This is a genomic window from Martinezella lusitana (assembly GCF_900094565.1).
Taxonomy (GTDB): Bacteria; Pseudomonadota; Alphaproteobacteria; order Rhizobiales; family Rhizobiaceae; genus Rhizobium; species Rhizobium lusitanum.
This window is the reverse complement of record NZ_FMAF01000004.1, coordinates 402,296-427,354: the sequence shown is the minus strand read 5'-3', so window position 1 is coordinate 427,354 and position 25,059 is coordinate 402,296. Positions and strand designations below refer to the sequence as shown.

At 60.1% G+C, this 25,059-nt stretch carries 19 protein-coding genes; 8 read left to right on the top strand and 11 right to left on the bottom strand.

Annotated elements, in window-relative coordinates:
- Positions 1 to 44 precede the first annotated feature (44 nt).
- The gene (locus tag GA0061101_RS11315) at positions 45 to 521 is read left to right on the top strand and encodes a cyclic nucleotide-binding domain-containing protein (protein ID WP_034507134.1); all 477 of its coding nucleotides are present in this window, start codon (positions 45 to 47) and stop codon (positions 519 to 521) included.
- Between the two features lie 46 nt (positions 522 to 567).
- Positions 568 to 1,104 (top strand): CYTH domain-containing protein, encoded by a 537-nt coding sequence (locus GA0061101_RS11310; protein WP_037192798.1) that lies wholly within the window; start codon positions 568 to 570, stop codon positions 1,102 to 1,104.
- 40 nt (positions 1,105 to 1,144) lie between these two features.
- Here the strand turns inward: GA0061101_RS11310 and GA0061101_RS11305 are convergent, their stop codons facing one another.
- From GA0061101_RS11305 to melA (GA0061101_RS11275), 7 genes are all read right to left on the bottom strand, one after another.
- On the bottom strand, positions 1,145 to 2,287 hold the full coding sequence (locus GA0061101_RS11305; RefSeq protein WP_037192796.1) for a fumarylacetoacetate hydrolase family protein: 1,143 nt from the start codon (positions 2,285 to 2,287) through the stop codon (positions 1,145 to 1,147).
- A 178-nt stretch (positions 2,288 to 2,465) separates the two neighbouring features.
- Positions 2,466 to 3,836, bottom strand: a complete 1,371-nt coding sequence (gene melA / locus GA0061101_RS11300; protein WP_037192794.1) for an alpha-glucosidase/alpha-galactosidase — start codon at positions 3,834 to 3,836, stop codon at positions 2,466 to 2,468.
- An 18-nt stretch (positions 3,837 to 3,854) separates the two neighbouring features.
- Entirely contained in the window at positions 3,855 to 5,525 is a 1,671-nt protein-coding gene (locus GA0061101_RS11295; protein ID WP_037192791.1) for an ABC transporter ATP-binding protein, read from the bottom strand.
- Between the two features lie 13 nt (positions 5,526 to 5,538).
- Positions 5,539 to 6,666, bottom strand: coding sequence for an ABC transporter permease (locus tag GA0061101_RS11290; protein ID WP_037192787.1), 1,128 nt, complete (start codon positions 6,664 to 6,666; stop codon positions 5,539 to 5,541).
- Positions 6,666 to 7,676, bottom strand: coding sequence for an ABC transporter permease (locus GA0061101_RS11285; RefSeq protein ID WP_037192785.1), 1,011 nt, complete (start codon positions 7,674 to 7,676; stop codon positions 6,666 to 6,668). Before GA0061101_RS11285 ends, GA0061101_RS11290 begins: the two co-directional genes overlap by 1 nt.
- Before the next feature lie 161 nt (positions 7,677 to 7,837).
- A complete protein-coding gene (locus GA0061101_RS11280; protein ID WP_037192782.1) occupies positions 7,838 to 9,925 on the bottom strand; it encodes an ABC transporter substrate-binding protein in 2,088 nt (695 codons plus the stop codon).
- Positions 9,926 to 10,064: 139 nt separating this feature from the next.
- Positions 10,065 to 11,531, bottom strand: a complete 1,467-nt coding sequence (gene melA, locus GA0061101_RS11275) for an alpha-glucosidase/alpha-galactosidase (RefSeq protein ID WP_037192780.1) — start codon at positions 11,529 to 11,531, stop codon at positions 10,065 to 10,067.
- A 212-nt stretch (positions 11,532 to 11,743) separates the two neighbouring features.
- Here melA (GA0061101_RS11275) and GA0061101_RS11270 point away from each other — a divergent pair, with 212 nt between their 5' ends.
- Both GA0061101_RS11270 and GA0061101_RS11265 read left to right on the top strand, forming a co-directional pair.
- Positions 11,744 to 12,646: an AraC family transcriptional regulator gene (locus GA0061101_RS11270; protein ID WP_037192778.1), complete on the top strand. Its 903-nt coding sequence runs from the start codon at positions 11,744 to 11,746 to the stop codon at positions 12,644 to 12,646.
- 199 nt (positions 12,647 to 12,845) lie between these two features.
- Positions 12,846 to 15,089: a glycoside hydrolase family 2 protein gene (locus tag GA0061101_RS11265; protein WP_092573588.1), complete on the top strand. Its 2,244-nt coding sequence runs from the start codon at positions 12,846 to 12,848 to the stop codon at positions 15,087 to 15,089.
- Between the two features lie 85 nt (positions 15,090 to 15,174).
- On the opposite strand, the gene GA0061101_RS11260 is transcribed toward GA0061101_RS11265, so the two are convergent.
- A complete protein-coding gene (locus tag GA0061101_RS11260) occupies positions 15,175 to 16,086 on the bottom strand; it encodes a GntR family transcriptional regulator (protein WP_037192774.1) in 912 nt (303 codons plus the stop codon).
- Positions 16,087 to 16,467: 381 nt separating this feature from the next.
- Between GA0061101_RS11260 and GA0061101_RS11255 the strand changes: the two genes are divergently transcribed.
- The 4 genes from GA0061101_RS11255 to GA0061101_RS11240 all read left to right on the top strand — a co-directional run bounded on the left by GA0061101_RS11255 (position 16,468) and on the right by GA0061101_RS11240 (position 21,413).
- Positions 16,468 to 17,487 carry an aldo/keto reductase gene (locus tag GA0061101_RS11255; protein ID WP_037192773.1) on the top strand — a complete coding sequence of 340 codons (1,020 nt, stop codon included), beginning with the start codon at positions 16,468 to 16,470 and terminating at the stop codon, positions 17,485 to 17,487.
- Positions 17,488 to 17,668: 181 nt separating this feature from the next.
- Positions 17,669 to 18,658, top strand: a complete 990-nt coding sequence (locus GA0061101_RS11250) for an ABC transporter substrate-binding protein (protein WP_037192770.1) — start codon at positions 17,669 to 17,671, stop codon at positions 18,656 to 18,658.
- Between the two features lie 201 nt (positions 18,659 to 18,859).
- Positions 18,860 to 20,416 (top strand): sugar ABC transporter ATP-binding protein, encoded by a 1,557-nt coding sequence (locus GA0061101_RS11245; protein ID WP_037192767.1) that lies wholly within the window; start codon positions 18,860 to 18,862, stop codon positions 20,414 to 20,416.
- Between the two features lie 25 nt (positions 20,417 to 20,441).
- Entirely contained in the window at positions 20,442 to 21,413 is a 972-nt protein-coding gene (locus tag GA0061101_RS11240; protein ID WP_037192765.1) for an ABC transporter permease, read from the top strand.
- Between the two features lie 15 nt (positions 21,414 to 21,428).
- Here GA0061101_RS11240 and GA0061101_RS11235 read toward each other — a convergent pair whose 3' ends face one another.
- Genes GA0061101_RS11235 through GA0061101_RS11225 form a run of 3 tightly spaced genes read right to left on the bottom strand, consistent with a single transcriptional unit; the run spans position 21,429 to position 25,003 of the window.
- On the bottom strand, positions 21,429 to 22,430 hold the full coding sequence (locus tag GA0061101_RS11235; RefSeq protein ID WP_037192763.1) for an acyltransferase family protein: 1,002 nt from the start codon (positions 22,428 to 22,430) through the stop codon (positions 21,429 to 21,431).
- The gene (locus GA0061101_RS11230; RefSeq protein ID WP_037192761.1) at positions 22,427 to 23,719 is read right to left on the bottom strand and encodes an O-antigen ligase family protein; all 1,293 of its coding nucleotides are present in this window, start codon (positions 23,717 to 23,719) and stop codon (positions 22,427 to 22,429) included. The genes GA0061101_RS11235 and GA0061101_RS11230 overlap by 4 nt, the downstream gene beginning before the upstream one ends.
- Before the next feature lie 9 nt (positions 23,720 to 23,728).
- Complete coding sequence (locus GA0061101_RS11225; RefSeq protein WP_037192759.1) at positions 23,729 to 25,003, bottom strand: polysaccharide biosynthesis/export family protein; 1,275 nt, start codon at positions 25,001 to 25,003, stop codon at positions 23,729 to 23,731.
- Positions 25,004 to 25,059 lie beyond the last annotated feature (56 nt).

Here is a 25,059-nt window from a genome sequence, read left to right as displayed (position 1 = left end):
TCGGCAGTGGCGTCTGGGGCCGAACACTGGGGGTTTTGAAGCTCATGCTTCTGAAGGATGAAGTTGAAATGCTCAAGCGCGTGCCGATTTTTTCGCGCATTGCGCCCGCGAAGTTGAAGCTTTTGGCGTTTACGTCGGATCGCGTCAGTTATAATGCTGGCCAAACCCTGTTTCTTCAGGGTGATCAGGGCGATGCCGCCTACGTTGTTCTTTCCGGAACTGCTGATATTCTCGTCGATAGTCCGGCTGGCGAGATCAAGGTTGCCGAAGTTGACGTCAACTCCATCGTTGGTGAAATCGCCATTCTCTGCGACGTCTCCCGCACGGCAACGGTCAAGGCTACCTCAAGGCTGGAGGCGCTGAAGATCAGCAAAGAGCATTTTCTGAAGCTGCTCAGCGATTTCCCCGAAATGGCCGTCGAAATCATGCGCGTTCTCGCCGACCGCCTCAATCACACCACCTCGGAACTGACTGCCGTTCGCAGTCGCCTGAACCAGCCGCATTCGATGTCCACACATTGAGGTTTGGATTATCTCGGCCTGGCGGTTGAGTGTATTTTGCAAAGAGATGCCGCGCAAAATCCCAAAATATGCTCAGCTTGAACATGAGCGCCGTTTTTTGATCACCCAAGCCCCGGAACTATCCGGAGTGGCATTTCGGCTGATCGAGGATCTTTACATAATAGGAAGTCGATTACGCCTGCGGAAAATAACCTTGGGCGACGGGCGGGATATTCAATTTAAGCTGTGTAAAAAATATCCTTCGGATGACAGACTCTCCGTCCCAATCGTCAACACCTATCTGACCGCGGACGAACACGCCGTATTGTCCGAACTGCCCGGCAGAAACATCCGGAAAAGGCGGTACAGTATCGTTTCTTCGGCAAAGTCGCTCAGTCTCGATGTCTTCGAAGGGCAGCTTTCAGGCCTGATCTTGTGCGAGGTCGAAACGGCATCTGTTGCCGAGCTTGAATCGCAGGTGTTTCCGGACTGGGTACGACGGGAAGTCACGGACGACCCCTTCTTCACCGGAGGCAATCTCGCCGGCATCGATGCTAGGGTGCTGGTGGCGAAGCTATCGTCCCTTTACGACCGGTCAGATTGATCAACGGCACGTTCACGCAACCGTCGACTCCTGCATGGGCTTAAATCAATCCCCGCCGCGCCAGGTTCCGCATCAGGTGCGATGCGCCGAAGGTCCAGGGCGGGCATTCCGTCGACAGGAGCACGCGGTTTCGCAGGGCGCCCAGCTTGTCGTTGGAGATGGTGACGACGTCGCCGGCCTTATGGGTGAAGCCTTGTCCGGGGGTGTCACGGTCCTCCACAGGTGCAAAAAGCGTTCCCATGAACAGCACGAAGCCGTCCGGATACTGATGATGGCGGCCGATGGTTTGGGAGACGAGATCGAGGGGATCGCGGCTGATTTCCTTCATCGACGAACGGCCATGCAGCACATAGCCATCCTCGCCTTCAACCTTGAGGTCGAGATCGGCGTTGCGCACGTCGTCCAGCCCATAGCTCTCGTCGAACAGGCGGATGAAGGGGCCGATCGAGCAGGAGGCATTATTGTCCTTGGCCTTGCCGAGCAGCAGGGCGGACCGACCCTCGACATCGCGAAGGTTGACGTCGTTGCCGAGCGTCGCGCCCTTGACCCGGCCCTGGCTGTCGACGGCGAGCACGATTTCCGGCTCGGGATTGTTCCACTTGGAGATCGGATGCAGGCCGACATCGGCACCTGGTCCGACTGAGGACATCACCTGCGACTTGGAAAAGACCTCGGCATCCGGGCCGATGCCGACTTCCAGATATTGCGACCAGACACCTTCCTCGATCAGCGCCGCCTTGACCTTGGCCGCCTCAGCGGAACCGGCCTTCAGATTGCGCAGGCTGTCGCCGATCAGAGCGGTAACCTTGCCGCGGATGGATTCAGCAAGATCCGGATTGCCGGCCGCGCGTTCTTCGATGACGCGCTCGAGCATCGAGCGAGCGAAGGTGACGCCACAGGCCTTGATCGCCTGCAGGTCGATGGGAGCGAGAAGATGGATGGCCGAGAGGTCGGCCTTGGCAGCCAGCAGGGCGTCGACACCGGCAACGGCTTCACCCTTCTGCGCGCGGACGAAAGCGACCGGATCGTCGCGCTCGAGAAGATCACGCGTCGTTGGCGCTTCCTTCGAGGTGATGTCGTAAACGGTGCCATCCCGGACAGTAACGAGGGCAGGGCCACCGACATCAGGACGCCAGATACGTCCGACGAATGTTCCGGTGGCGAATGTTTCCGAGCTGGCCATGTCGTTCGTCTCCTCCAAACTGCGACCGTTTTTAACGCAATCGATTGTGCTTTGCCATCGGTTATCGATGCGCCATCCGCTGCGTTTTGGATTTTCACTTTCTCCAGCCCGGTCAAAGACGTAGGGCCCCGCGGCAGCGCCGCGGGGCCTTTTGGCCGCTAGCCGGGAGAGAGTGGCTTTAGGCGGCCTGAACCTTGCGATTGCCGCGTGCCCATTCCGGCAGCCAATCGCCATGGGTTGCCAGCAGTTCATCGACCAGCGACCAGATCTGGTCGAGGTCGAGTTCGGCGGCCGTGTGCGGATCCATCATCGCGGCGTGGTAGATGTGCTCGCGATTTTCAGTCATCAGGGCCTTCACCGTCAGTTCCTGCACGTTGATATTGGTGCGGATGAGCGCGGTCAGCTGCGGCGGCAGGTCGCCGATGAAGGTGGGCTGGATGCCGGAGGCATCGACCAGGCAGGGAACCTCGGCGGCGCAATTGTAGGGCAGCGACGTGATGCAGCCATTGTTGCGGACATTGCCGTAGATGACGGAGGGTTCGCCGGTCCAGACCGAGTTGATGATCGAGGATGCGTATTCCTTCGATTGCTTGACCTCGATCTTGTCGGCCGTGCGATATTCCTCTGCCTGGTTCTTCCAGCGAGCCACCTGCTCGATGCAGCGCTTCGGATATTCGTCGAGCGGGATGCCGAACTTCTCGATCAGATCCTCACGGCCTTCCTTGATGAAGTAGGGCGTGTATTCGGCGAAGTGCTCCGAGCTTTCGGTAACGAAGTAGCCGAGGCGCGTCAGCATCTCGTAGCGCACCTTGTTCGGGCAGCGCGGGTTCCAGCCGGGCTTCGGCGCGCGTCCCTCGCGATAGGCACGGACGAGATCCGGATAGAGGTTACGATAGGAACCATCCGGCTGGCGATGCTCGAATGCGAGGTAGAAGGCCATGTGATTGATGCCGGCCGAGCGATAGCGGATCTCGTCATAGGGAATGTCGAGATCGTGCGCGAGTTCCATCGCCGTGCCCTGCACGGAGTGGCAGAGCCCGACCTGCTTGATGGTTGGATATTTTTCGGCGATGGCCCAGGTATTGATGGCCATCGGGTTCACATATTGCAGCATGATCGCGTTCGGGCAGACGGCGAGTATGTCCTCGCAGATCTTCCAGAGATGCGGCACGGTGCGCAGGCCGCGCATGATGCCGCCGACGCCGAGCGTATCGGCGATCGTCTGGCGCAGGCCGTATTTCTTCGGAACTTCGAAATCGGTGACGGTGCAGGGCTCGTAGCCGCCGATCTGGAAGGCGACGACGACGAAGTGCGCGCCCTCCAGCGCCTTGCGTTGGTCCGTGAAGATCTCGACCGTGGCAGGGGCCCCGAGCGTCGAGGCCAGTTTGCGGGCCACGATGGCGCTTTCTTCCAGTCGCTGCTGATTGATGTCCATCAGTGCTATTCTTGCGCCTGCAAGGGCAGGGCGCTGTAAGACGTCGCCGATGATGTTTTTCATGAAGACGGTGGAGCCGGCGCCGATGAATGTGATCTTGGGAGTGCCTGTCATGTAAAAATCTCCTGGATGCTAGGAAGCTACCTCGAACGCCGCTCTGACAAGGCGTTCGGTGTAGGCGGTCTTGGGATGGGACAGAACCTCTTCGACCGGCCCTTCTTCCATGATCTTGCCGTGCTGCATGACGATGACGCGATGGCAAAGGGCGCGGACGACCTTGAGGTCGTGTGAGATGAAGAGATAGCTCAGGCCCCGCTCGTCCTGCAGCTTGCGCAGAAGGTCGATGATCTGGGCTTGAACGGAAAGATCGAGCGCTGAGGTCGGCTCGTCGAGTAGAATGAATTCCGGCTCGAGCGCGATGGCGCGGGCGATGGCGATGCGCTGGCGCTGGCCGCCGGAAAACTCGTGCGGGAAGCGCGAGAGGATATTGGCGGGCATGCCGGAGCTGACGAGCGCGTCCTTCACGCGTTCCAGCCGCTCAGCCTTGCTCTGGCCGATGTTGTTGACCACCAGCCCTTCGCCGATGATCTGGCCGATGGTCATGCGCGGATTGAGTGAAGAGAAAGGATCCTGAAAGACGACTTGCATGCGGGAACGCAGCGGCCGCATCTCGGCCCGCGAGCGGTCGTGGATCGCCTGTCCGTCGAAGTAGATCTCGCCGCTATCGGCATCGATGAGGCGCAGCAGCGCCTGGCCGAAGGTGGTCTTGCCGGAACCGGATTCGCCGACCAGGCCAAGCGTTTCATGGCGGCGCAGTTCGAGGTTGAGGCCGTCGACGGCGACCAACTCGCGCATGTCAGGCTTGAAGAAGGTGCCGTGGCGCAGCATGAAGGCGACCTTGACGGATTTGCCCTCGAGTACCGTGCCGCAATCCGGAGGCAGCGGCTTCGCCTGTCCGTGCGGCTCCGACGAGAGAAGATGCTGCGTGTAGGGATGTTGCGGATGTAAAAACAGCTCTTCGGTCCTGTTGTGCTCACGCATCTCGCCATGCTGCATGACATAGACATAATCGGAGAATTGGCGCACGACCGTCAGGTCGTGCGTGATCAGGATCACCGCCATGCCGAGCTGCTTCTGCAGGTCGCGGATCAGGTTCAGGATCTGCGCCTGCACGGTCACGTCGAGCGCGGTCGTCGGCTCGTCGGCGATCAGCACGTCCGGATCGTTGGCAAGCGCCATGGCGATCATGACGCGCTGACGCTGGCCACCCGACAGCTGATGCGGATATTGCATCAGCCGGGCCTCGGGATCGGGGATCCGGACCTGCTTGAGCAGGTCCAGCGCCTTTTTCTGGGCTTCGCGGCGGCCGATCTTGCGGTGGACACGGATCGCTTCGACGATCTGGCCCCCGATCGTATAGATCGGGTTGAGCGAGCTCATCGGCTCCTGAAAAATCATCGAGATGCGATCGCCCCGCAGCTGCCGCCGGGCACGCTCCGAAAATTTCAACACATTCTTGCCGTCGTAATGGATGGTGGACTTGTCCGAGACGACGGCGCGCTTGGTCAGCAGCCCCATCACGGTGCGTGCCGTCACGGATTTCCCCGAGCCGGATTCGCCGACGATTGCGATGGTTTCCCCCCGATAGAGCTGGAAGGAGATATCCTTGACGGCATCGACGATGCCATCCTCGACCTTGAATTTGACGGCGACATTGCGGGCGTCGATGACGGGAGCCACAGCCTTGTCGGCGGCGTCGAGGCGGGTGTCGGGAGCGAAGGTATTGACGAGTGCGAGAGCCATAACTGTTTTCCTCTCAATAGGGATCGATCGCGTCGCGCAAGCCATCGCCGAGTGCGTTGAAGGCGAAGACGGTGACGAGAACGAAGGCGACGGGTGAGAGGATCCAGGGGTAGGAGCCGATGACCGAATAGGTCGAGGTGTCCTGCAGCATCAAGCCCCACGAGATCAGCGGCGGCTTGACGGCAAAGCCGAGGAAACCCAGGAAGGATTCGAGCAGCACCACGCTTGGGATCGCGAGCGTCACGGCGACGATGACGTGGCTCATGACGTTGGGGAATATGTGCTGGAGGATGATGCGCCGGTCGGTTGCCCCGACCGCCATGGCTGCACGCACATATTCGATCCTCGCCAGCGCAAGCGTCTTGCCGCGGACCTCGCGCGACATCTGCGCCCAGCCGAGCGCCGACATGACGACGATGACGAAGGCGAGGAAGACATTGGTCGGCGCCGTCACCGGGATGAGGGAGGTCAGCGCCAGGTAGAGCGGCAGTTGCGGGAAGGCCAGAACGACTTCGACGAAGCGCTGGATCCAGGCGTCCAGCGTGCCGCCGAAATAACCGGAGATCATCCCGACCGTCGTGCCGACGATGGTAACGATGGTAACCACCGTCAAGGCGATCATCAGCGAGATGCGCGAGCCGTAGATGGCGCGCGACAGGATGTCCCGGCCGAATTTGTCCGTGCCGAGGAAATGCACGGGCCCGCCGTCGGTCGTGCCGAAGAGGTGCCGGTCGCCGGGGATCAGACCGAAGAGATAATAGGGCGCGCCCTTGACGAAAAGGCCGAGCGGGCGCGGATTGTCATAGTCGGGGCCGACGATCGGCTGGAACGTCACCGGGTCGAGATCGCTCGTCTCGACGAGAGCGTAGACGCGGGGCTGAAAGACGAAATTGCCGTCCTTGTCATGAAAGCTGATGACCTGCGGCGGCGCGAAGCCGCTATCGGTCGCCTTCGGATCGAGCGGTGCGATGAATTCGGCGAAGATCGACATCAACAGCAGCAGGATGACGAGGATGAGGCCGCCCATGCCGGTCCAGGAGCGCTTCAGGCGGCGCCAGACCAGCGCCATGTAGCTCTCATTGCCGCGCTTGTGCTTGATCGTTTCGCCAGGCGGGGGCGGGGAGTTGCTGAAGGCGAGCATTAGTGGATCCCTCCCTGTTGGCGCACGCGCGGATCGAGCAGGGCGAGCAGCATGTCGGCGATGATGTTGCCGATGATGAGGGTTGCCGAAAGCACCAGCATGAAGGTGGCGGTGACATAGACGTCGCCGACCGCCATCGAGCCGACGATCGCCGGACCTACGGTCGGCAAGGTGAAGATGATTGCGGTCTCGATTTCGCCCGTCAGCATGTAGGGCAGCACCACGCCCTGATACATGACCAAAGGGTGCAGCGCATTCGGCACGGCATGGCGCATGACGACGGCGCTGCCGGAAAGGCCTTTGGCGCGCGCGGTCTCGACATATTGCGCGTTCAGCGTGTCGAGCAGGTTGCCGCGCATGATGCGCATATTGTAGGCGAGCCCACCGAAGGTGGCGATCGCCACGACAGGCCAGACATGCTTGACGAGATCGGCGAACTTTCCCCAGGACCAGGGTGCGCCGCCATATTGCGGCGAGAAGAAGCTGCCGATTTCCGAGACGTTGAGCTGGAAGACGAGGATATAGACGATGATCAGCGCCATCAGGAAGCGCGGCACCGTCATGCCGAGGAAGGATATACCTGAGAGCAGGCTGTCGACCCAACTATATTGCCGCGTCGCTGCCCATATGCCGAAACCGATGCCGAGAACGGATGCCAGGATGTGGCACACCAGGGCCAGCGCCAGCGTTCTGGGCAGGCGCTCGCCGACAACGTCCGCGACAGGCTTGTTGTAGAACATGCTGTAGCCGAAATCGCCCCTGGTGACGATGCCGCCGATCCAGTTGACGTATTGGACGACCAGTGGCTTGTCGAGCCCGTGTTCGCGGCGGTAGACCTGCGCCTGCGCGTCGGCCTGTGCGAAAGATGCGCCGCCCTGGTTCATCAATTGCGAGCGGATGTAATCGGCATAGTCACCCGGCGGCGCCTGTATGATGGCGAAAGTCACCACGCTCAGGATGAAGAGCACGGGGATGGCAGAGGCTATGCGGACGAGCAGGAATCGTAACATGGGACGGTTCGCTTCTCTTGATGCTGGCGGCTGCCCCGATCCGTCAGGGACGGCAGACGCCGGCGGTGTTCAGTTCGGCCGGCGGGCGAGCCGCCGGAATGCTTGATGTCCGATTGGCAGCCGGTGGATGGCCGGCTGCCAATCGTGGTTGCCGGTCGCCCCTATTTGATCGGACCGGCGCTGCCCGGCGCACCCGGAAGCTCCTGCGGGAACAGTTCGTATTTGCCCTGCTTGTCCGCAGCTACCCAGAGGCGCTCGCGAATGATGGAGTCCTCGGCCCAGTTGAAGAGGAAGATCGGCGTGCCGGGGGGAACATTCGAGAAGCGCTTGTTGATGATGAGCGCACCCGGATATTCGGTCAGACCGATATTGTAGAGATGCCCGGTGGAGATCTTCTGAAATTGCTTCATCAGAGCCACGCGCTCGTCGTTATCCTTCGAAGTGGTGAATTTGTTGACGATATCGACCATGTCCTTTTCGAAGGGCATCAGGTCCAACTCGCCGCTTTCGGGCGCGCGATGGTTCCAGCTTGTGCGCGGGCCGACCGGGGCAAGCTGCTCGGTATTCTGCACGACCGACGCCAGCTCGGTGCTGTTGCGGCGGACCATCCAGTCGAAGCGACCACCATAATTGGCGTCGTCACGCTTCGGGCCGTCGAGCGCGTTGATGATGACGCGGAGCCCGAGCTTTTCCATCTGAGCGACGACACCCTCGGCAAGACTCTTGTCGGTGGTGTAGTCGTTGTTGACCAGGAGGGTGATTTCGACATCCTTGCCGCCGTTGACGCTGGCCGGGAAGTTGACGATGCCGTCGCCATCGGTGTCCTTGAGCCCGGCCTTTGCCAGTTCGGCTTTCGCCCCGGCAAGATCGAACGGGTAATAGACGGTGGAATTGCGGTCATAGAAGCTGCTGCCCGAGGACAGGCCGCCCGGATAGATCGCCGTGAACGGCCCTTTGACCAGCGACTCGCCGATTGCCTTGCGGTCGAGCGCCATGGTGACGGCCTTACGGAAGTCCTCGTTGCGGTTCAGCTCGCGGACTGACTGACTGCGCGCATCCGGGTTGCCCCAGCCATTGGCGGAGAAATTCATCTGCAAGTTATAGCCGATAAGGCGAGGGCCGAAGGCCAGACGTGAAGGCGAATCGGGCTGCGCGGCCCGCTTTAGCGAGGCGACGAAATTTTCCGGCTGTTCGAGGTTCGACAGATCGCCGGAGCCGGCAACGGCCTGCACGTCGCGATCCGCCCAGGTCGAAAGCTTGTAGTGCAGCTCGTTGAGGTAAGGCAGCTGATTGCCCTTCTCGTCGACCTTCCAGTAGTAGGGGTTGCGGCGCATGACGATGATATCGTCGGAGCGATATTCGACCGGCACCCAGGCGCCCATGACCGGTATGTTCATATATTCAGGCGGGAAAGCGTTCTTGAACTGGTCGTAGGTATTTTTCGAATATTTCGGATGCTGCGGCTTCAGGATATGCGACGGACCCGGGCAGAAATTAGGATAGGCCATCGTGTAGAGGTACTGCTTCGGGAAGGCATCCTTGAAAATCCACTCGATCGTATAGTCGTCAATCTTCTTCAAGGTCGTGCCGACGCCGAAAGCTTCCGGCGAAGCGCCGCCGCCGAGCGGCGAGACGTTCGGATCGATGACTTCATCTTCCCAATAGAACATGATGTCGTCGGCGTTGAAGGGTGCGCCGTCGGACCATTTCGCGCCCTCGATCAGATGCATGGTCAGCTTATGGCCGTCCGGCGACCATTCCCAGCCCTTGGCGAGGTTCGGCAGCGGCTCGGTATCCTTCGCCTCGACCTGGAACAGCGGCGCGGTGCGTGTCAGGCACTCTGACAGGCCGATATCGATGCCGCCCCAGCCCTGGGTCTGGCCGGCGCCATAGTTCCAGCCTTCCGGCCGGCCGCCGATCACATGGCGAAGCGTGTCGCCGTAGACACCGATGCCGTCGGGCATGTTGCCGGTCTTGAAGACAAGCGGCTCCTTCGGCAGGCGATCCTTGACCGGCGGCAGCTTGCCGGTCTTGACGAAGTTGTCAGTGACCCAGGCGGGTTCGTGATATTCCGGCAACGCCTTGAACTCCAGGATGGAGCTGCGCTCGACATATTTGATCTTTCCTTCCGCCGGAAAGACCGGTGGAACGGGTGGCACTGTCGGTTCGGCTGCATAGGCGCTGATGGCGATTGCGGATGTGGCAATCGTCAACGCGGCAAGAAGGCCGATCGGTCGAATATGTCTCATCTTGTTCTCTCTCCCATTATCGCGAGCGCTTCCTTTGAGGCGCCGCATTCCTCCAGCACAGCGGGACATGGCCGTCTTGCGGCGGTGGGCCTCCCCTGAAATCCCCGCCGCATGGCTTATTTCCCGAATTCCATCTGCCTCAGCCAGCCTGTTTCAGGGCGGCCTTTTCTGCCCGCAGTTCCTCGATCGAACGGACGTTGCGGCTTGCCGCACCCTTCCAGTCGCGCGTCTTGACCTTGCCGCGCGACAACCGATCCCTGGCTCCATCAACCGCGTGCGCATATTGCGGCAGCCAGCGGGCTTCGGCCACAACCATCTCATCGACCATCTGCCAAACCTCCTCCGGAGTGGCGACGGCACCGACCAACGGGTCGTGCAGAACGGCAAGCTTCAGCAGGTCGATATCGCCGCTGATCGCGGCATGCACCGACATGCGCTGGACGTTGATGGAAGAAATGCAGGTCGCCGCGCAGGCTTCCGGCAATGTGATGCCCGCCACCATATTGATGCCGAAGCGATCGACGAAACCGGGGGATTCGATGATGGCATCGTCAGGCAGATTGGTGATGACGCCATTGTTCTTGACGTTGAAATGACCACGATAGACGCGGTTGGTCTCCAGCGCCTCCAGGATATGGCTCGCATGCTCGTTGGAACGCCTGGCCGGATCGATCAACTGCGAGGCGCTTTCGAGGATCTGCGGGAATTCCGTCTCGAACCAGTTGCGGGTCTCGGTCGAATGGCGCAGGTAACCACCGGTCTCGCCGTGGATCCAGTCGGACATGTCGATCCATTTGTTGATCTCGTCCGGCCGCTTGCGATACCATGGCAGGTATTCGGACAGATGCCCGTTGCTTTCGGTGGAATAGACGCCGAACCGCTTCAGCACGTCGATGCGCAATTTCTCCTGCTGCGAAAAGACCGGATGCGCCTCGAAGGCGGCAATCAATTCGTCCTTGCCGATCTTGCGGCCGTTGAGCCGCAGGTCGACGAACCATGTCTGATGGTTGATGCCCGAGCAGATATAGTCGAGTTCGCTCTTGTCCTTTGCGCCGAGCACCTCGGCGATCTGCTCGGCGCCATGCTGGACGCCGTGGCAAAGACCGATCGTGTCGACCTTGCCGTATTCGATCGCCGCCCAGGTATTCATCGCCATGGGGTTGGCGTAGTTCAGGAATTTGGCGCCGGGCTCGGCGACCTCGCGGATGTCCTTGCAGAAATCGAGAATGACCGGAATGTTGCGCTGGCCGTAGAGAATGCCGCCGGCACAGATCGTATCGCCGACGCACTGGTCGATGCCGTATTTCAGCGGAATACGGATGTCTTCGGCATAGGCTTCCAGGCCGCCGACCCGCACGCAGCTGATGATATAGCGCGCACCATCCAGCGCCTCGCGGCGGTCCGTGGTGGCGGTGACGCGTGTCGGCAGCTTGTTGGCCTCGACGATCCGGTCAAGGATCGCCTTGATCATCATCAGATTGTGCTCACTGAGATCGGTCAGCGCGAACTCGACGTCGCGAAACTCCGGTACGCAGAGAATGTCGGTAAACAGCTTTTTCGTGAAGCCGACGCTGCCGGCACCGATAATGGCGATTTTGAAACTCATGATCCTCACCTTCAGGTCGATCGAACAAGCAGCAGCAGGGAAGACGACAGCATTTTCGTCCCATGGTCACAACGGTTGCGAGACACGGTCGAAATCGTGGGGTTTCCTCCGTCCGCCGATCCTCTTCGGCGGGTAAGTGCTGTTTTCTGGCGGGATTATGCCTATAATCATCGGGCCGACCAGAGAACAATTATGCTTTCAAGGGTAATTTTGTGCTGCAGGAATTGATCGATAATGGACAGGTCATGCGGACGGTTTCTCTGCCGCGCGGACGCCACCGGCTGCATGCCATGCCGACCAGCGCCGGCTATGAAATCAGGGACAACGAACTCTACGATTGGGACGGGCGCCGACGCGGCCAGACGCCATTTACGGTGCTGCAGCATACTATCAGCGGCAGCGGCCGGCTGCGCTATGAAAACCGCAACTATCGCCTTGGCGCCGGCGATACGCTGCTGGTGCTCGTGCCGCACAATCATCGGTACTGGCTGGAAAAGGGCGAGCGCTGGGAATATTTCTGGATATCGATGAACGGCGAGGAGGCTCTGCGCATCCATCGTCTGATCCTTGCAGCAGCAGGTCCCATCCTGCGATTGCAGCAGGCTACGATCGATCATCTTGCCGATTGCAGCCTGCGGCTTATCGGGAGTGCCAAGACACCGGCCTCGGCCTCGGCCATCGCCTATGAAGCGGCCATGGTGCTTTATGACGACGTCTTCGGCTCGCACGCCTTTGCCGCCGATCGCTCCGCCATGCAGATTGTCATCGACTATATCAGCGCCAATCTCGACAAGCCGCTGCCGGTCAGCGAGCTCGCGAAGGCGAGCGGCCTCAGCCGCGCCCATTTCTCTCGCGTCTTTGCCGAAAGCGAAGGCGTGCCGCCGGCAGAATTCGTGCTGCAGCAGCGCATGCAGCGGGCGGCGAAGCTCCTGACGAAGGCCGCCTTCATTCCCGTCAAGGAAGTGGCGATCATGTCGGGCTTCGACGACGCAAACTATTTCTCCAAGGTGTTTCGCCGCATTTACGGCATCAACCCGACAGAGTTCCGCACGACAGGCATGTATGCCGCGGTGCGCAGCCCCACCGAGGAGACGAAGAGCGGACGAGGCCGCTAGACCGGTGGCAGGCAACGCCACCAGCGCTGCGGCCGGCAATGTCTGGAAATCGAAATCCGCCAACCGGTCGCATTGCGCTGATATTGCGAGCCTGTATACATATCGCCCCGAGGTGACCAGCCAGCGTCGCCGTGCGTCTGCTTTTCCAGCCAACATATGTTCGTCCCGGATGCGACGGGCTCTATCGATAGGATTGAATATGCGTTCTGTTGTCGCCTTCAACGAATCCTGGACGTTCCGTGAAGGGTTCTCGCCCGCAGATGCCGGCCGCCCGCAAGAGGGGCAGATCGTTACGCTGCCGCATAATGCAGTCGAACTGCCGTTCAACTATTTCGACGAGAAATCCTATCAGCGCGCTTTCACCTATCAGAAGATATTGAATTGGAGCGACGATTTTGCCGGGCGGGAGGTGTCGCTGATCTTCGACGCCGCCATGGCCGATGCCGTCGTCTATTTGAACGGCGAGGAGATCGTCGCCCACAAGGACGGCTATACGCCTTTCGAGGCGCGCTTGACCGGCCGCCTGCAGCACGGCGAGAATCTTCTCACCGTCAAGATCGATGGCAGCGAGAACCCGGAAATCCCGCCCTTCGGCGGCCGGATCGATTATTTGACCTATGCCGGCATCTATCGCGACGTCTGGCTCAAGCTCGCGGCTCCGGTATCGATCGCCAACATCAAGGTCGAGACCGGCAGTGTGCTTGCCGATCTCAAGTCCGCGACCGTGCGTTGTGATTTCGCCAATCCGCAAAATCTCGCTTTCAAGGGCACGGCAACCGTCACGTTGCGCGGCCCCGACGGCACAGTGCTGGCCTCTGCGCGCGGCGAAACCTCCGGCGGGAGCGTGACGGTTGCGTTCGATCGTCTGGCGGATATTTCGCTCTGGGACCTCGACAATCCCGCGCTCTATGCGGCTGAAGTCGAGCTTGCGACCGATCATGGTTCGGATAGCCTCACCGCAACCTTCGGCTTCCGCGTTGCAACTTTTACTGCCGAAGGTTTTCTGTTGAACGGCAGGAAACTGAAATTGCGCGGGCTGAACCGGCATCAGGCTTTCCCCTATGTCGGCTACGCCATGGGCCGGTCGGCGCAGGAGCGTGACGCCGAGATCATGAAGCAAACGCTGAAGTGCAATATCGTGCGCACCTCGCATTACCCGCAGTCGAAGTGGTTCCTCGAGCATTGCGACCGCATCGGCCTTCTGGTTTTCGAGGAGATCCCAGGTTGGCAGCATATCGGCGGTAAGGAATGGCAGCAGGAATCGATCCGCAACGTGCGGCGCATGATCGAGCGTGACTGGAACCATCCCTCGATCATCATCTGGGGCGTGCGCATCAACGAATCCCAGGATTCACATGATTTTTACGCCGAGACGAACCGGCTTGCGCGCGAACTCGATCCGACGCGCCAGACCGGCGGCGTTCGCTACATCACCGAGAGCGAAATGCTCGAGGACGTCTATACGATGAACGATTTCATTCTCGGCAACGAGGAACTGCCGGGCGCCAACCGGCCGCGCACGCCGCTGAGGCCCCAGCAGGAAAACACCGGTCTTTCCAAGGACGTGCCCTATCTGATCACCGAATTCGGCGGCCATATGTATCCGACGAAGATCTACGATCAGGAGCAGCGCCAGGCCGAGCATGTGCGCCGTCATCTGGAGGTCTTGAATGCCGCCTATGGCGACCCCTCGATCTCCGGCGCCATCGGATGGTGCATGTTCGATTACAATACTCATAGCGATTTCGGTTCGGGCGACCGCATTTGCTACCACGGCGTCATGGACATGTTCCGCGAACCGAAATTCGCCGCTTACGCCTATGCCAGCCAGTGCGAACCCTCCGAAGAGGTCGTCATGAAGCCGGTGACGATCTGGGCGCGCGGCGAGCGCAATATCGGCGGCGCCTTGCCGCTCATCGTGCTGACCAATTGCGATGAGGTCGAGCTGCGTTATGGTTCGCTTACCAAGCGGCTTGGCCCGGATCGCGAGACCTTCCCGCATCTGCCGCATCCGCCCGTCGTTTTCGATCACCGCAATTTCACTCCCGACGAGCTGGGTGTGTGGGGCATGGAATGGGAGGACGTGCAGTTCACCGGCTATATCGGCGGCAAGCCGGTGGCGGCGCTGAAGATGGTCGCCAATCCACTTCCGACGACGCTTCAGGTCGAGGCCGATGCCGATATCTTGCGCGCTGGGGAACGGGATACGGTGCGTGTCATCGTCCGCGCGCTCGACCAGGCGGGTTCGCGTCTGCCCTTCCTCAACGATATCGTCACCATCAAGGTCGATGGCCCGGCACGGATGATCGGTCCGCAGGTGATCGCCTTCCAAGGAGGCACGACCGGATTCTGGCTTCAGGCAACGGGTGAAGTCGGCGCGATCACGATCGAGGCCTCTTCTTCACGTTTCGCGAACCGTAAGCTGGCGCTGACGGCGCAGTGACCAACGGAAGGGGCGATCGCGATCGCCTCGGTCGGTGAGATCCCGGGGACGCCCGGCGAAAGAAGGCCGGGCCGACTTCCTGCTTTCAGGCGGCCGACCCGGCGAGCTCGGTTGCGGCCTGCGGGATAGACTGCAGCAGCGTCTGTCGCGCCGAGGCGAGATGGCTGCGGCAGGCGGCGTCGATCCGCTGCGGGTCGCGCGATTGCAGCGCTTCGATATAGGCGAGATGCTCGGCGATGGCACGGGCGTTGCGTTCGCGGGCGAACGTCTTGTTCCACTGATAGTGATAGTGGAACACGATGGCGATGACATCGTAGAAATCGGCGATGAAGCGATTGTTCGAAGCGCGATGGATGAGCAGGTGAAGCTTCTCGTCGAGGCGCGAAAAGTCACGGTAGCGAACATCGAAATCCTCGATCAGGTCGTGATGTTCCCGCTCGATCGCCTTGAGCGCTTTCCACGCATGATGATCCGGTGGCAGGCGACCGAATTCGGCGGCCGAATGCATTTCGAACATTTCCCGCACATCGGCCAGTTCCAGCGCGAATTCCCTGGTAAAGCCCTTGAGAATCCAATGGCTGTTCGGCCGCTTTTCGATCAGGCCGAAGCGGCTGAAGCGGATGAGGAACTCGCGCACGACGGAAGTGCCGGTCCCGATCTCGCGCGCCAGTTCGAGCTCGTTGATCTGCATGCCGGGCTGCGCTTCGTCGGACATGATGCGCAGCATGAAGCTGCGCTCGATGATATCGTGCAGCGAATTGGTTTCTTCCTCCGGAAAGAAATCGTCCTGCGTCGGCTGACGGAGCACGGTCTTTTGCCGCTTGTTCCAAAGAATGATGCCAGCGTCACTTAGACGCATCAGGATGGCTCGCGCAGTACTGCGGCTGACGCCGAGTTCGGCGGCGATCTCGGGCTCGCTCGGCAGCGCGGTATCGGCCTTTAGACCGGCCGCATAACGGTTATATGCTTCCTTGAAGAGCGTGTTTTGTCTCGCCATTTCCTCCCTCGCTTACTGTCACCGCTCTTTGTTGGCGGCGCTGTCTAAACCATTATCGAATGGCAGTCGATTGCAGGAGTATTGCCCGAACCGTCTTGCCCGCCTTCGTCCAGGGCGGCAGCGATTTCCTCGTTGACTCCAAAATGTTTATTGTAGATAAAAAACAAAAGCAATTGGCGAATGGAATGTTGAAAACTTCCCGTTACGCCAATGATCAGGGAGAGAAGTGAATGACCGGTCTCGGATCCTTCTGCCAAAGGGCAGCGGTCAGCTATGGTTCCGGCCTTGTCACCATCGATGGATATTGCAGGACATAAGTGTTCGGGCTTCAGTGGCCGGATGCGATGGAAATTGAAATAGCGTCATCACAAGGGAGAGGTGATGAAGAAAAGAACGATCGGCAGGACGGGCCTGGAGGTCACCGAAGTCAGCTTCGGCGCTGCGGCATTGGGCGGCCTTTATCGCGCTTGCCCCCGCGACCAGGCGATGGAAACCTTGAAGGCTGCCTGGGACAGCGGCATCCGCTATTTCGATGTCGCGCCCTGGTATGGCTTCGGCCTCGGTGAGCGTTACGTCGGCGATTTCCTGCGCGACCAGCCGGAAGACAGCTATGTCCTCTCGACCAAGGTCGGACGCCTGATGCGTCCGGTGCCAAGCGACAAGGTGCCGAATTACGGCTATGTCGATCCGCTGCCGTTCGATGCCGACTACGATTATTCCTATGACGGCATCATGCGGTCGGTGGAGTTCAGCTATGCCCGCCTCGGCCTCAACCGCATCGACATGCTCTACGTCCACGACATTGGCGGCTATACGCACGGCAAGGCGCTGAACGAGCGCTATCTCGGCCAGCTCCTGGGATCCGGGTTGAGGGCGCTGGAGGAGCTGAAATCGTCCGGCACGATCAAGGCCTATGGTCTCGGCGTCAATGAGGTGCCGGTTTGCCTCGATGTCATGCATGCAGCCGATATCGACTGTATTCTTCTTGCCGGCCGTTATACCCTGCTGGACCGTTCCGCAGTCGCGGAGCTGCTGCCGCTTTGCGAGAAGAAGGGCACGTCGCTGGTCGTCGGTGGCGTCTTCAATTCCGGCATTCTTGCAACCGGCCCTGTGCCCGGCGCGCATTTCGACTATCTTCCGGCAACGCCGGACGTAGTGGCCAAGGTTGGTGCGATGGAGGAAATCGCACGCAAGCATGGCCTGCCGCTTGCCCAGCCGGCGCTGCAGTTCCCATTGCGCCATCCTTGCGTGGCCTCGGTCCTGATCGGCACGGCGAAAGCGACAAGTCTTATCCGCAATATGCAGCTCGTGGAGCCTCGGCTTCCCGACAGCCTCTATGCGGAATTTGAAGGATTGACCCTGGTTGCGCCCCCGTTGGGAGACGAGGCCGTCCGGGTGTAGGCAGAGATAGGAGCTATCGGGCCGCCGGGATAGGCGGCTTCGAGGAGGAGGAAAGCCTGTTTTGGCGTCGGTGGCCAATGCCGCTGCGCGATGTGTGATGCCTCAGGGCGTCACGATACCGAGCCGTAAGCGTTCAACGGCGGGTGTGCAGGAGAACAGAGCGCGTTGAGAGGAGAAGCAGATGAATATTGCCAAGTCACTTCTGACCCGTCGCAGCCTTGCCGGTCTTGCCGGCGCTGCCTTCATCGCAATGGCCATGCCGGCGCAGTCTTTCGCGGCCGATGTGACCATTCCCATCATCGTCAAGGACACGACGTCCTTCTACTGGCAGATCGTTCTTGCCGGCGCACGCCAGGCGGGCAAGGATCTCGGCGTCAAGGTGCCGGAGCTGGGTGCGCAGTCGGAATCCGATATCAACGGTCAGATCAGCATTCTCGAAAACGCGGTTGCCGGCAAGCCGGCCGCCGTGGTCATTTCGCCGACCGAATTCAAGGCGCTCGGCAAGCCGGTGGATCAAGCTGCTAAGTCCGTGCCGGTGGTCGGCATCGACTCTGCTGCCGATTCCAAATCCTTCATCTCGTTCCTGACAACCGACAACACGCAGGGCGGCCGCATCGCCGCCGATGGTCTTGCCGCAGCAATCAAGGGCATGACCGGCAAGGAAGAGGGCGAGATCGCCATCATCACCAGCCTGCCGGGCGTCGGCTCTCTCGACCAGCGTCGTCAGGGCTTCCTGGAACAGGTCAAGAGCAAGTATCCGGGCCTAAAAGTCGTCGCCGATAAGTATGCGGACGGTCAGGCCACCACGGGTCTTAACATGATGACTGACCTGATTACTGCCAATCCGAAGCTGGTCGGCGTCTTCGCCTCCAACCTGATCATGGCGCAGGGCGTCGGCCAGGCAATCGCCGAAAACAAGCTCGGCGACAAGATCAAGGTGATCGGCTTCGACAATGACGACAAAACAGTCGGCTTCCTGAAGTCGGGCGTTCTCGCCGGTCTCGTGGTGCAGGATCCGTATCGCATGGGCTACGACGGCATCAAGACGGCGCTTGCCGCCTCCAAGAAGGAAAAGGTTGCGGCAAATGTCGACACCGGCGCCAACTTGGTCACCAAGGCGAACATGAGCGATCCGAAGATCGACGCCCTGTTGAACCCGAAGGTCAAGTAAGGCTTGGAGACTGCGCCCGATCCGTCGGGCGCAGCCTTTTCGTCCAGAGCCGGATGATTTTAGGTCTATTCGACCTAAAATCTGAATCCGCTCTAGAATCAAAAAACTAGAGCGTGATGTCGAAAACCGCTCACACTTTTGGCATCGCGCTCTGTCCGCCTCATGGGCGGTCGCGCGGCGATGCGAGAGGGAGGAGACCCCATGACGAGCCTCGAAGAAATCAGCCATCGGCACGATGACACGACCAAGACGGAAGCAAGCCGCATTCCGGCCGGCTCGCCCATTCTCGAGCTCAAGGGGTTGCAGAAGCGCTATGGCTATGTCGAGGCGCTGAAACCGGCGACCGTCACGTTCCTGGCGGGCGAGATCCATGCCATTGTCGGCGAGAACGGAGCCGGAAAATCGACGCTTATCAAGCTTTTGACCGGCGTCATCACCAGGACGGCCGGCGAGATACTCTGGTGCGGCCATCCGGTCGCCCTTGCCAATCCTAATGAAGCGATTGCCCGCGGCATCAATGCGGTGCATCAGGAGGTCGTCCTTTGTCCGCACCTGACGGTTGCGGCCAATCTCTTTCTCGGCGACGAGGTCAATCGTTTTGGCCTGATGCGCAAGAAGCAGATGGTCGCTATGGCCCAGACGGTACTTGACGACCTCGGCTTCGGACTGCCCGCCGCCGAACTCCTGAGCTCTCTCACCATTGGTCAGCAGCAGTTGGTCGCGACCGCAAGGGCCGCGATGCGTGGCACCCAGTTCCTGATCTTCGACGAGCCGACCGCCTATCTCACGCGAAAGGAATCGGCGCAACTGTTCAAGCTGATCCGGCGTCTGCAGAGCGAAGGCGTGACGATCGTCTATATCAGCCACCGCATGGAAGAGGTCTTCGAGCTCGCCGATCGCGTTTCCGTGCTGCGCGACGGCACGCATGTCGGCACGCGCACGATCAGCGAGACCAATGAGGACGAATTGATCAAGCTGATGATCAATCGCTCGATCGAGCAGATCTACCACAAGGAAAAGATCCCGATCGGCGACACGATCCTGGAGACGCGCGGCCTCTCCGGCCCCGGTTTCGAGGATATTTCCTTGTCTGTCCGGGCTGGCGAGATCGTCGGGCTCTATGGGCTGATCGGTGCCGGCCGCAGCGAATTTGCCCTTGGCCTTTATGGCCGCCAGCCGGTCACGGCAGGAGAAATCCATTGGAAGGGACGCAAGGTCGAAATCCGCAACGAACGCGACGCGATGGAGCTCGGCATTGCACTCGCGCCGGAGAGCCGTCGCGATCAGGGGCTCTGCCTCAACCTGCCGATCGGCCTCAACATCAATCTGCCCGTGTTCAAACGGCTGAGCCACGGTCCGATCATCAACAATAGGAATGAGGCTGTAAACGCCGACAAGCAGATCCGCGATCTCAGCATCAAGACGCCGAGCAGGCGGGTCCTGGTCTCCGCCATGTCGGGCGGCAATCAGCAGAAGGTCGTGATCGGCAAATGGCTGAGCCATGGCGCCAAGCTGTTCATCTTCGATGAGCCGACCGTCGGCGTCGATGTCGGCACCAAGGCGGAGATCTACCGGCTCTTCGCAAAGCTGCTTCGCGACGGGGCGGGCATCATCGTCATCTCGTCCTATCTGCCCGAGGTTTATGAGCTCGCCGATCGTCTGCATGTCTTCCGACACGGCCAGCTGGTTGCCAGCCATGATTTTCACGCCGCAACGCATGAGGAAGTCCTCGGCGAGGCGATTGCGTCTGAACGATAAACAAGTCGAAAGAGGGAGAACAAGAATGGCCGCGAACACCACAGAAGGCCCCGCCGTCGCGCCGCGACGCAAGATGAATATCCTCTTCAGCTTGACGCTGATCCTGCTCCTCTTGGCTCTCTGGGTTGTGCTCGGATTCTGGACCGATAAGTTCTGGACGCCGCTCAACATCACCAACCTGGCGCGCCAGGGATCGATGACGGCCATTCTTGCGCTGGGCCAGACCTTCGTCATCATCACCGCGGGTATCGATCTCTCCGTGGGAGCAATCGTCGGCTTCTGTACCGTCATCGTCGCCTGGCTGCTTCAAGCCGGATTTCCGGTCTGGGCTGCCATCTTGATCACCCTGTTGTTCGGTGTGCTGATCGGCGCGTTCCATGGTTTCGGCATCGTGCGCATGGGTCTGCCGCCCTTCATCATCACACTGGCAACGCTGACGTCCCTGCGCGGTATCGGCCTGCTCATTACCAACGGCTCGACCATCAACATCGTCAATGACGATTTCACCAATTTCGCTGTCGCCGATTTCCTGGGCATCCCGAGCCTGTTCTGGATGGTCATCTTCGTGGCGATCCCGGCCGTCGTCTTCCTGCATTTGAGTCGGTGGGGCCGCTATCTTTTCGCCGTCGGCTCCAACCGCGAGGCGGCGCGGCTCTCCGGCGTCAACGTCAACGGGATGATCTACCTCGCTTATATTTTGTCGGGAACCTGCGCCGCCTTCGTCGGCGTGCTGCTTGCTTCGCGCATTGCCATCGGCAATGCCACGCAGGCGGATGGCTGGGAGCTGCAGGCGATCGCATCGTCCGTTATCGGCGGCACCAGCCTGTTCGGCGCTGTCGGCTCCGTCTATGGCCCGCTGATCGGCGCCTTCATTCTGGCCACGATCAACAACGGCGCCAATCTCCTGAATCTGAACTCTTTCTGGCAGCGCATCATCACCGGCGTGCTGATCATCGTCATCGTCTATTTCGATCAGTTGCGCCGCCGGCGCATGTGAGGTTGGATCATGCCTTCACGCTGGCGAAGGGCGCGCTCTTCGCCAGCTGACGTTTCGCAACAGATTGCGCATCGGCTTTTCGACAAGCTCATAGGCAAAGATGCCGAGCAGGGTACCCGCTATCGCGCCGATGAAGGCGGTGACGTCTGAAGGGATCGGTGTGGAGGCCACGAGCTTTGCGATCACCGAGATCGCCAGGGTATGCCAGAGATAGATGGAATAGGAGCTGTTCCCGAGATAGGTGAGCGGCGGAATTTCCGGCAGCCTGCCACTGCGCTCCACCGAAACCATGCCCAGCACGAGCGCGATGGCGAGCGGGCCGCAGGTAATCTCGTTGAACTCGAGGCCGAATATCTCGATTGCGGCAAAGCCCGAGATCGATGCGATGATCAGGGCAAGACCGAGACCGGCGCCGGGAACATTTCCCTTGAGCCACAGCTGTCCGAGGACGGCGCCAGCCACGAATTCCAGGATGATCGGCCTTGTATAGGTGGCAAGCATCGGCGATTGCGGGGCAAAGATGGCGCCGACAATGACGAAGGCGGCAAAGATGCCTATCATGCCGCCAAGGCGCAGACGCCGCGGCAGGAACAGGCAGGCTGCAAAGAGGACGTAGAAGAACATCTCGAAGTTCAGCGTCCAGCCCTGCACCAGCACCGGCCAGATCTCGCCGTTGCTCGGAGAGCGCACCGGAATGAACAGGAGCGAGCCGGCGATGTGGCCTGCCGTCAGCTTCATGTTCGGGAACAGGCCGACGATCGCGCCGACGATCATGATCGCCGTGACGATCCAATAGGATGGCGCGATCCGTTGCAGGCGGTCGAGCAGGAAGCGCAGTGGCGTCACCGGCCTGCGCTCGCTCATTGTCCACATGATGAAGCCGCTGATGACGAAGAAGATGTCGACGCCAGCCGCGCCGATGCGGAAATGGCTCCCGCTGCGCTCCGCCGCATGGAACAGCACCACGGCGAGGGCGGCAAAGGCGCGAAGATATTGGATTCCGTAAAGCGTTTTCATCGGCCGGTTCGCGGCTCCCAGTTCGCCGGTGGCGCAAATTCCATCCGGTCGTAGGAAACGAGAGGATCGGCCTTCGGCACGCGCGTCCGCATCGATAGCTTTCCTGCCGAGAAGTAGAACAGGAAAGAGCCGACATGATACGGGTTGAGAATGTCGATCTCGACGAAGGAGCGGATCAGAAGCAGTATTGCTACACCCAGTAGCACGTAGGATTCGTCATTCCTGTTGTCGCTCAAGAAGCGACTGATATGGCCGATGACCGTCGTCAGCAGTATCGAGGCAAGCAAGAGGACGCCGACCAGCCCGGTTTCGACTGTCGTTTCGATATAGGTGTTGTGGAAATGGAAGCCCGTGCGCGAAGCGATGAAGAATTCTTCCCACAGGCGCTCCGGTTCGGAAAAGCCCTGGACCCAATAGGCCTGATAGCCGACCCCGAAGAAGGGGTTCAATTGCGCTGCTGCGATACCCTGTTGCCAGAGATAGGTACGGCCCGTCAGTGTCGAATCCTTGCCGAAGGCGCCGAGCACGAGATCGACAGCGCCGAGATAGACGCCGGCAACTGCAAGGACGACAACGGAAATGGCGACCGCAGCAAACAGCGTCTTGCGCTGCTTCGGCGACAGGAAAAGAATGACGCGCATGCTGAGACCGAGCATCACGACCAATCCCGTGGTCAGGACCGAAGTCGCTGATTGCGAGGCAAGCAGACAATAGGCCGACAGCAGTCCGGCAATTCCCGCGCCGACCATCCAGATTCGGCGTTCGCCGAGGATGAACACGGCCGCAAAAGCGAAATAGATGCCAAGCGATGCATAGAAGCCGAGCTGGTTCTTGGAATCGAAGGCGCCAACGAAGCTGTAGTTCCCGTCGATGGGATCATAGGCATAATATCCGAATAGAATCGAATAGATAAGCACGATGCCGGTGCCGGCGATCGCGCCGCGGGTCAGCGTGCGGATATCCAGCGTGCGCATGGCGATCAGGGCGCAGATGATGTGCGTCATATATTGTATCGCTGCGCGCGCGGTCACCGGAGGGGCAGCCGACCAGAAGATCGACAGGCAGGTCAGGACGCCGAACGCGAAGAGCCAGAGCTGCTTCCGATAGTTGCCCAGCACGTTGCGATAGTCCATCAGAACGAGCGGAAACCACAGGGTGTAGTAAAGCAGAATGGACGGCTGGCCGAAGCGAGGGGAATAGGCAAAGACGAATAAAGACAGGGCAGTCGCCACCATACCGTAGGTAGCGTTGCTTCCCGGACGGACGAAGACCGATTTGGCGATCCGCATCAGCTCTCCCTATCGTATTGCAAGACCGGTGCTGACCTTGATGAGGTCACCGGGCAGCACCTGGGTATTCTCCTGGGCCGTAATTTCCTTCGTCTGGCCTTTGTCGTCGCGAATGATCGTATAGGTGATGCTCACGCTTTGCCCGCTGGGATCGAGGTTGCTGGCATCGGCCGACTGGGCGACCGCTTCCTGCATGAGGGACTGGCTGGTGGAAAGTTTCAGCTGCAGCGTTTCCAGCTCCGTGTCGGTGTCCTGCATATCCTTCGCCAGCGAGCTCTGCCAATCGTTATGCAGCGTGTTTTCGTCCTGATTGGCCTTGTTGATGTCCTGCTTGGCCTTCAGCGACGCCGTCTCGGTATCCAGAAGTGTTGCCTCCAGATCGGATGCGCGCTGCTCGGCGGAAATCCGGCGAGACGCAAGTTCCAGCCCCCGTTCGGCAAGGCTTTCGACCTTGTCACGGTCGGCCTTCGCCAGTTCCAGCTGACGGCTCTGCGTATCGTTCTTCTTCGCAAGAGCTTCGACTTCGTTCTGCAAGAGCGTCTTCAGATCTTCCAGGGATTGCAGCTGCGTCTTCATGCGCTGGCTGCGTGTATCCATCAGCGCTTTCTCGCTTGCGAGCAGGGCAGATGCTTGTGGCAATTGCTTAAGTTCTGCGGGGACCTCGATCTCGTCCTTACCGGCCAATTCGGCAAGCAGACGTGCCTTGCGCATCAGCAGGCGTCCGCGCTCGGCCATATAGACGACCGCATCACCCTTGGCGTTGATGAAATCGCGCGCAAAGCGCTGACCTGCATCTGCACGGCGCATGCCGCCGCCGAGGCTCACGGCCTTAAGCACGGTCAGATTGGGCGCAAAGGGAAACTCACCCGGATTTTGGACCTCTCCGGAAAGGTAGATCGGTCGAAACTGCGACATTTCGACGGAGGCCGACGGGCGATCGCGCAGGCCGAACTGTTTCTGCAGGCCGATGCCGATAGCTTCGGCGATCTCGTCCGTCGTCTTGCCCATGGCGGGCATGTCACCGATGAAAGGGATGGAGATCGAGCCGGAAGGGCCGACCGTGTAATCGCCCGAGACGACCGCCCAGTCACGAATGGTGCCCTCGGCGGTCTGCCATTCGGCAACGCGGACATGCAGCTTGTCCATGACGCCCAGGTGATATCCTGGAATATTGTCGGCGTGGGCCGCGGCCGATGCCGCGCAGAGGCAGACGGCGGCGAAAGCTACGCGCCGAAAAGATGTGTTTACGCGAACAAGCCTCTTTAAAGGCCGAAATTCAATCATGCAGGATCTTCCCTGTTATTGGATCGCAGTCCCGCCAAGTGCGGGAATGCCGCAGG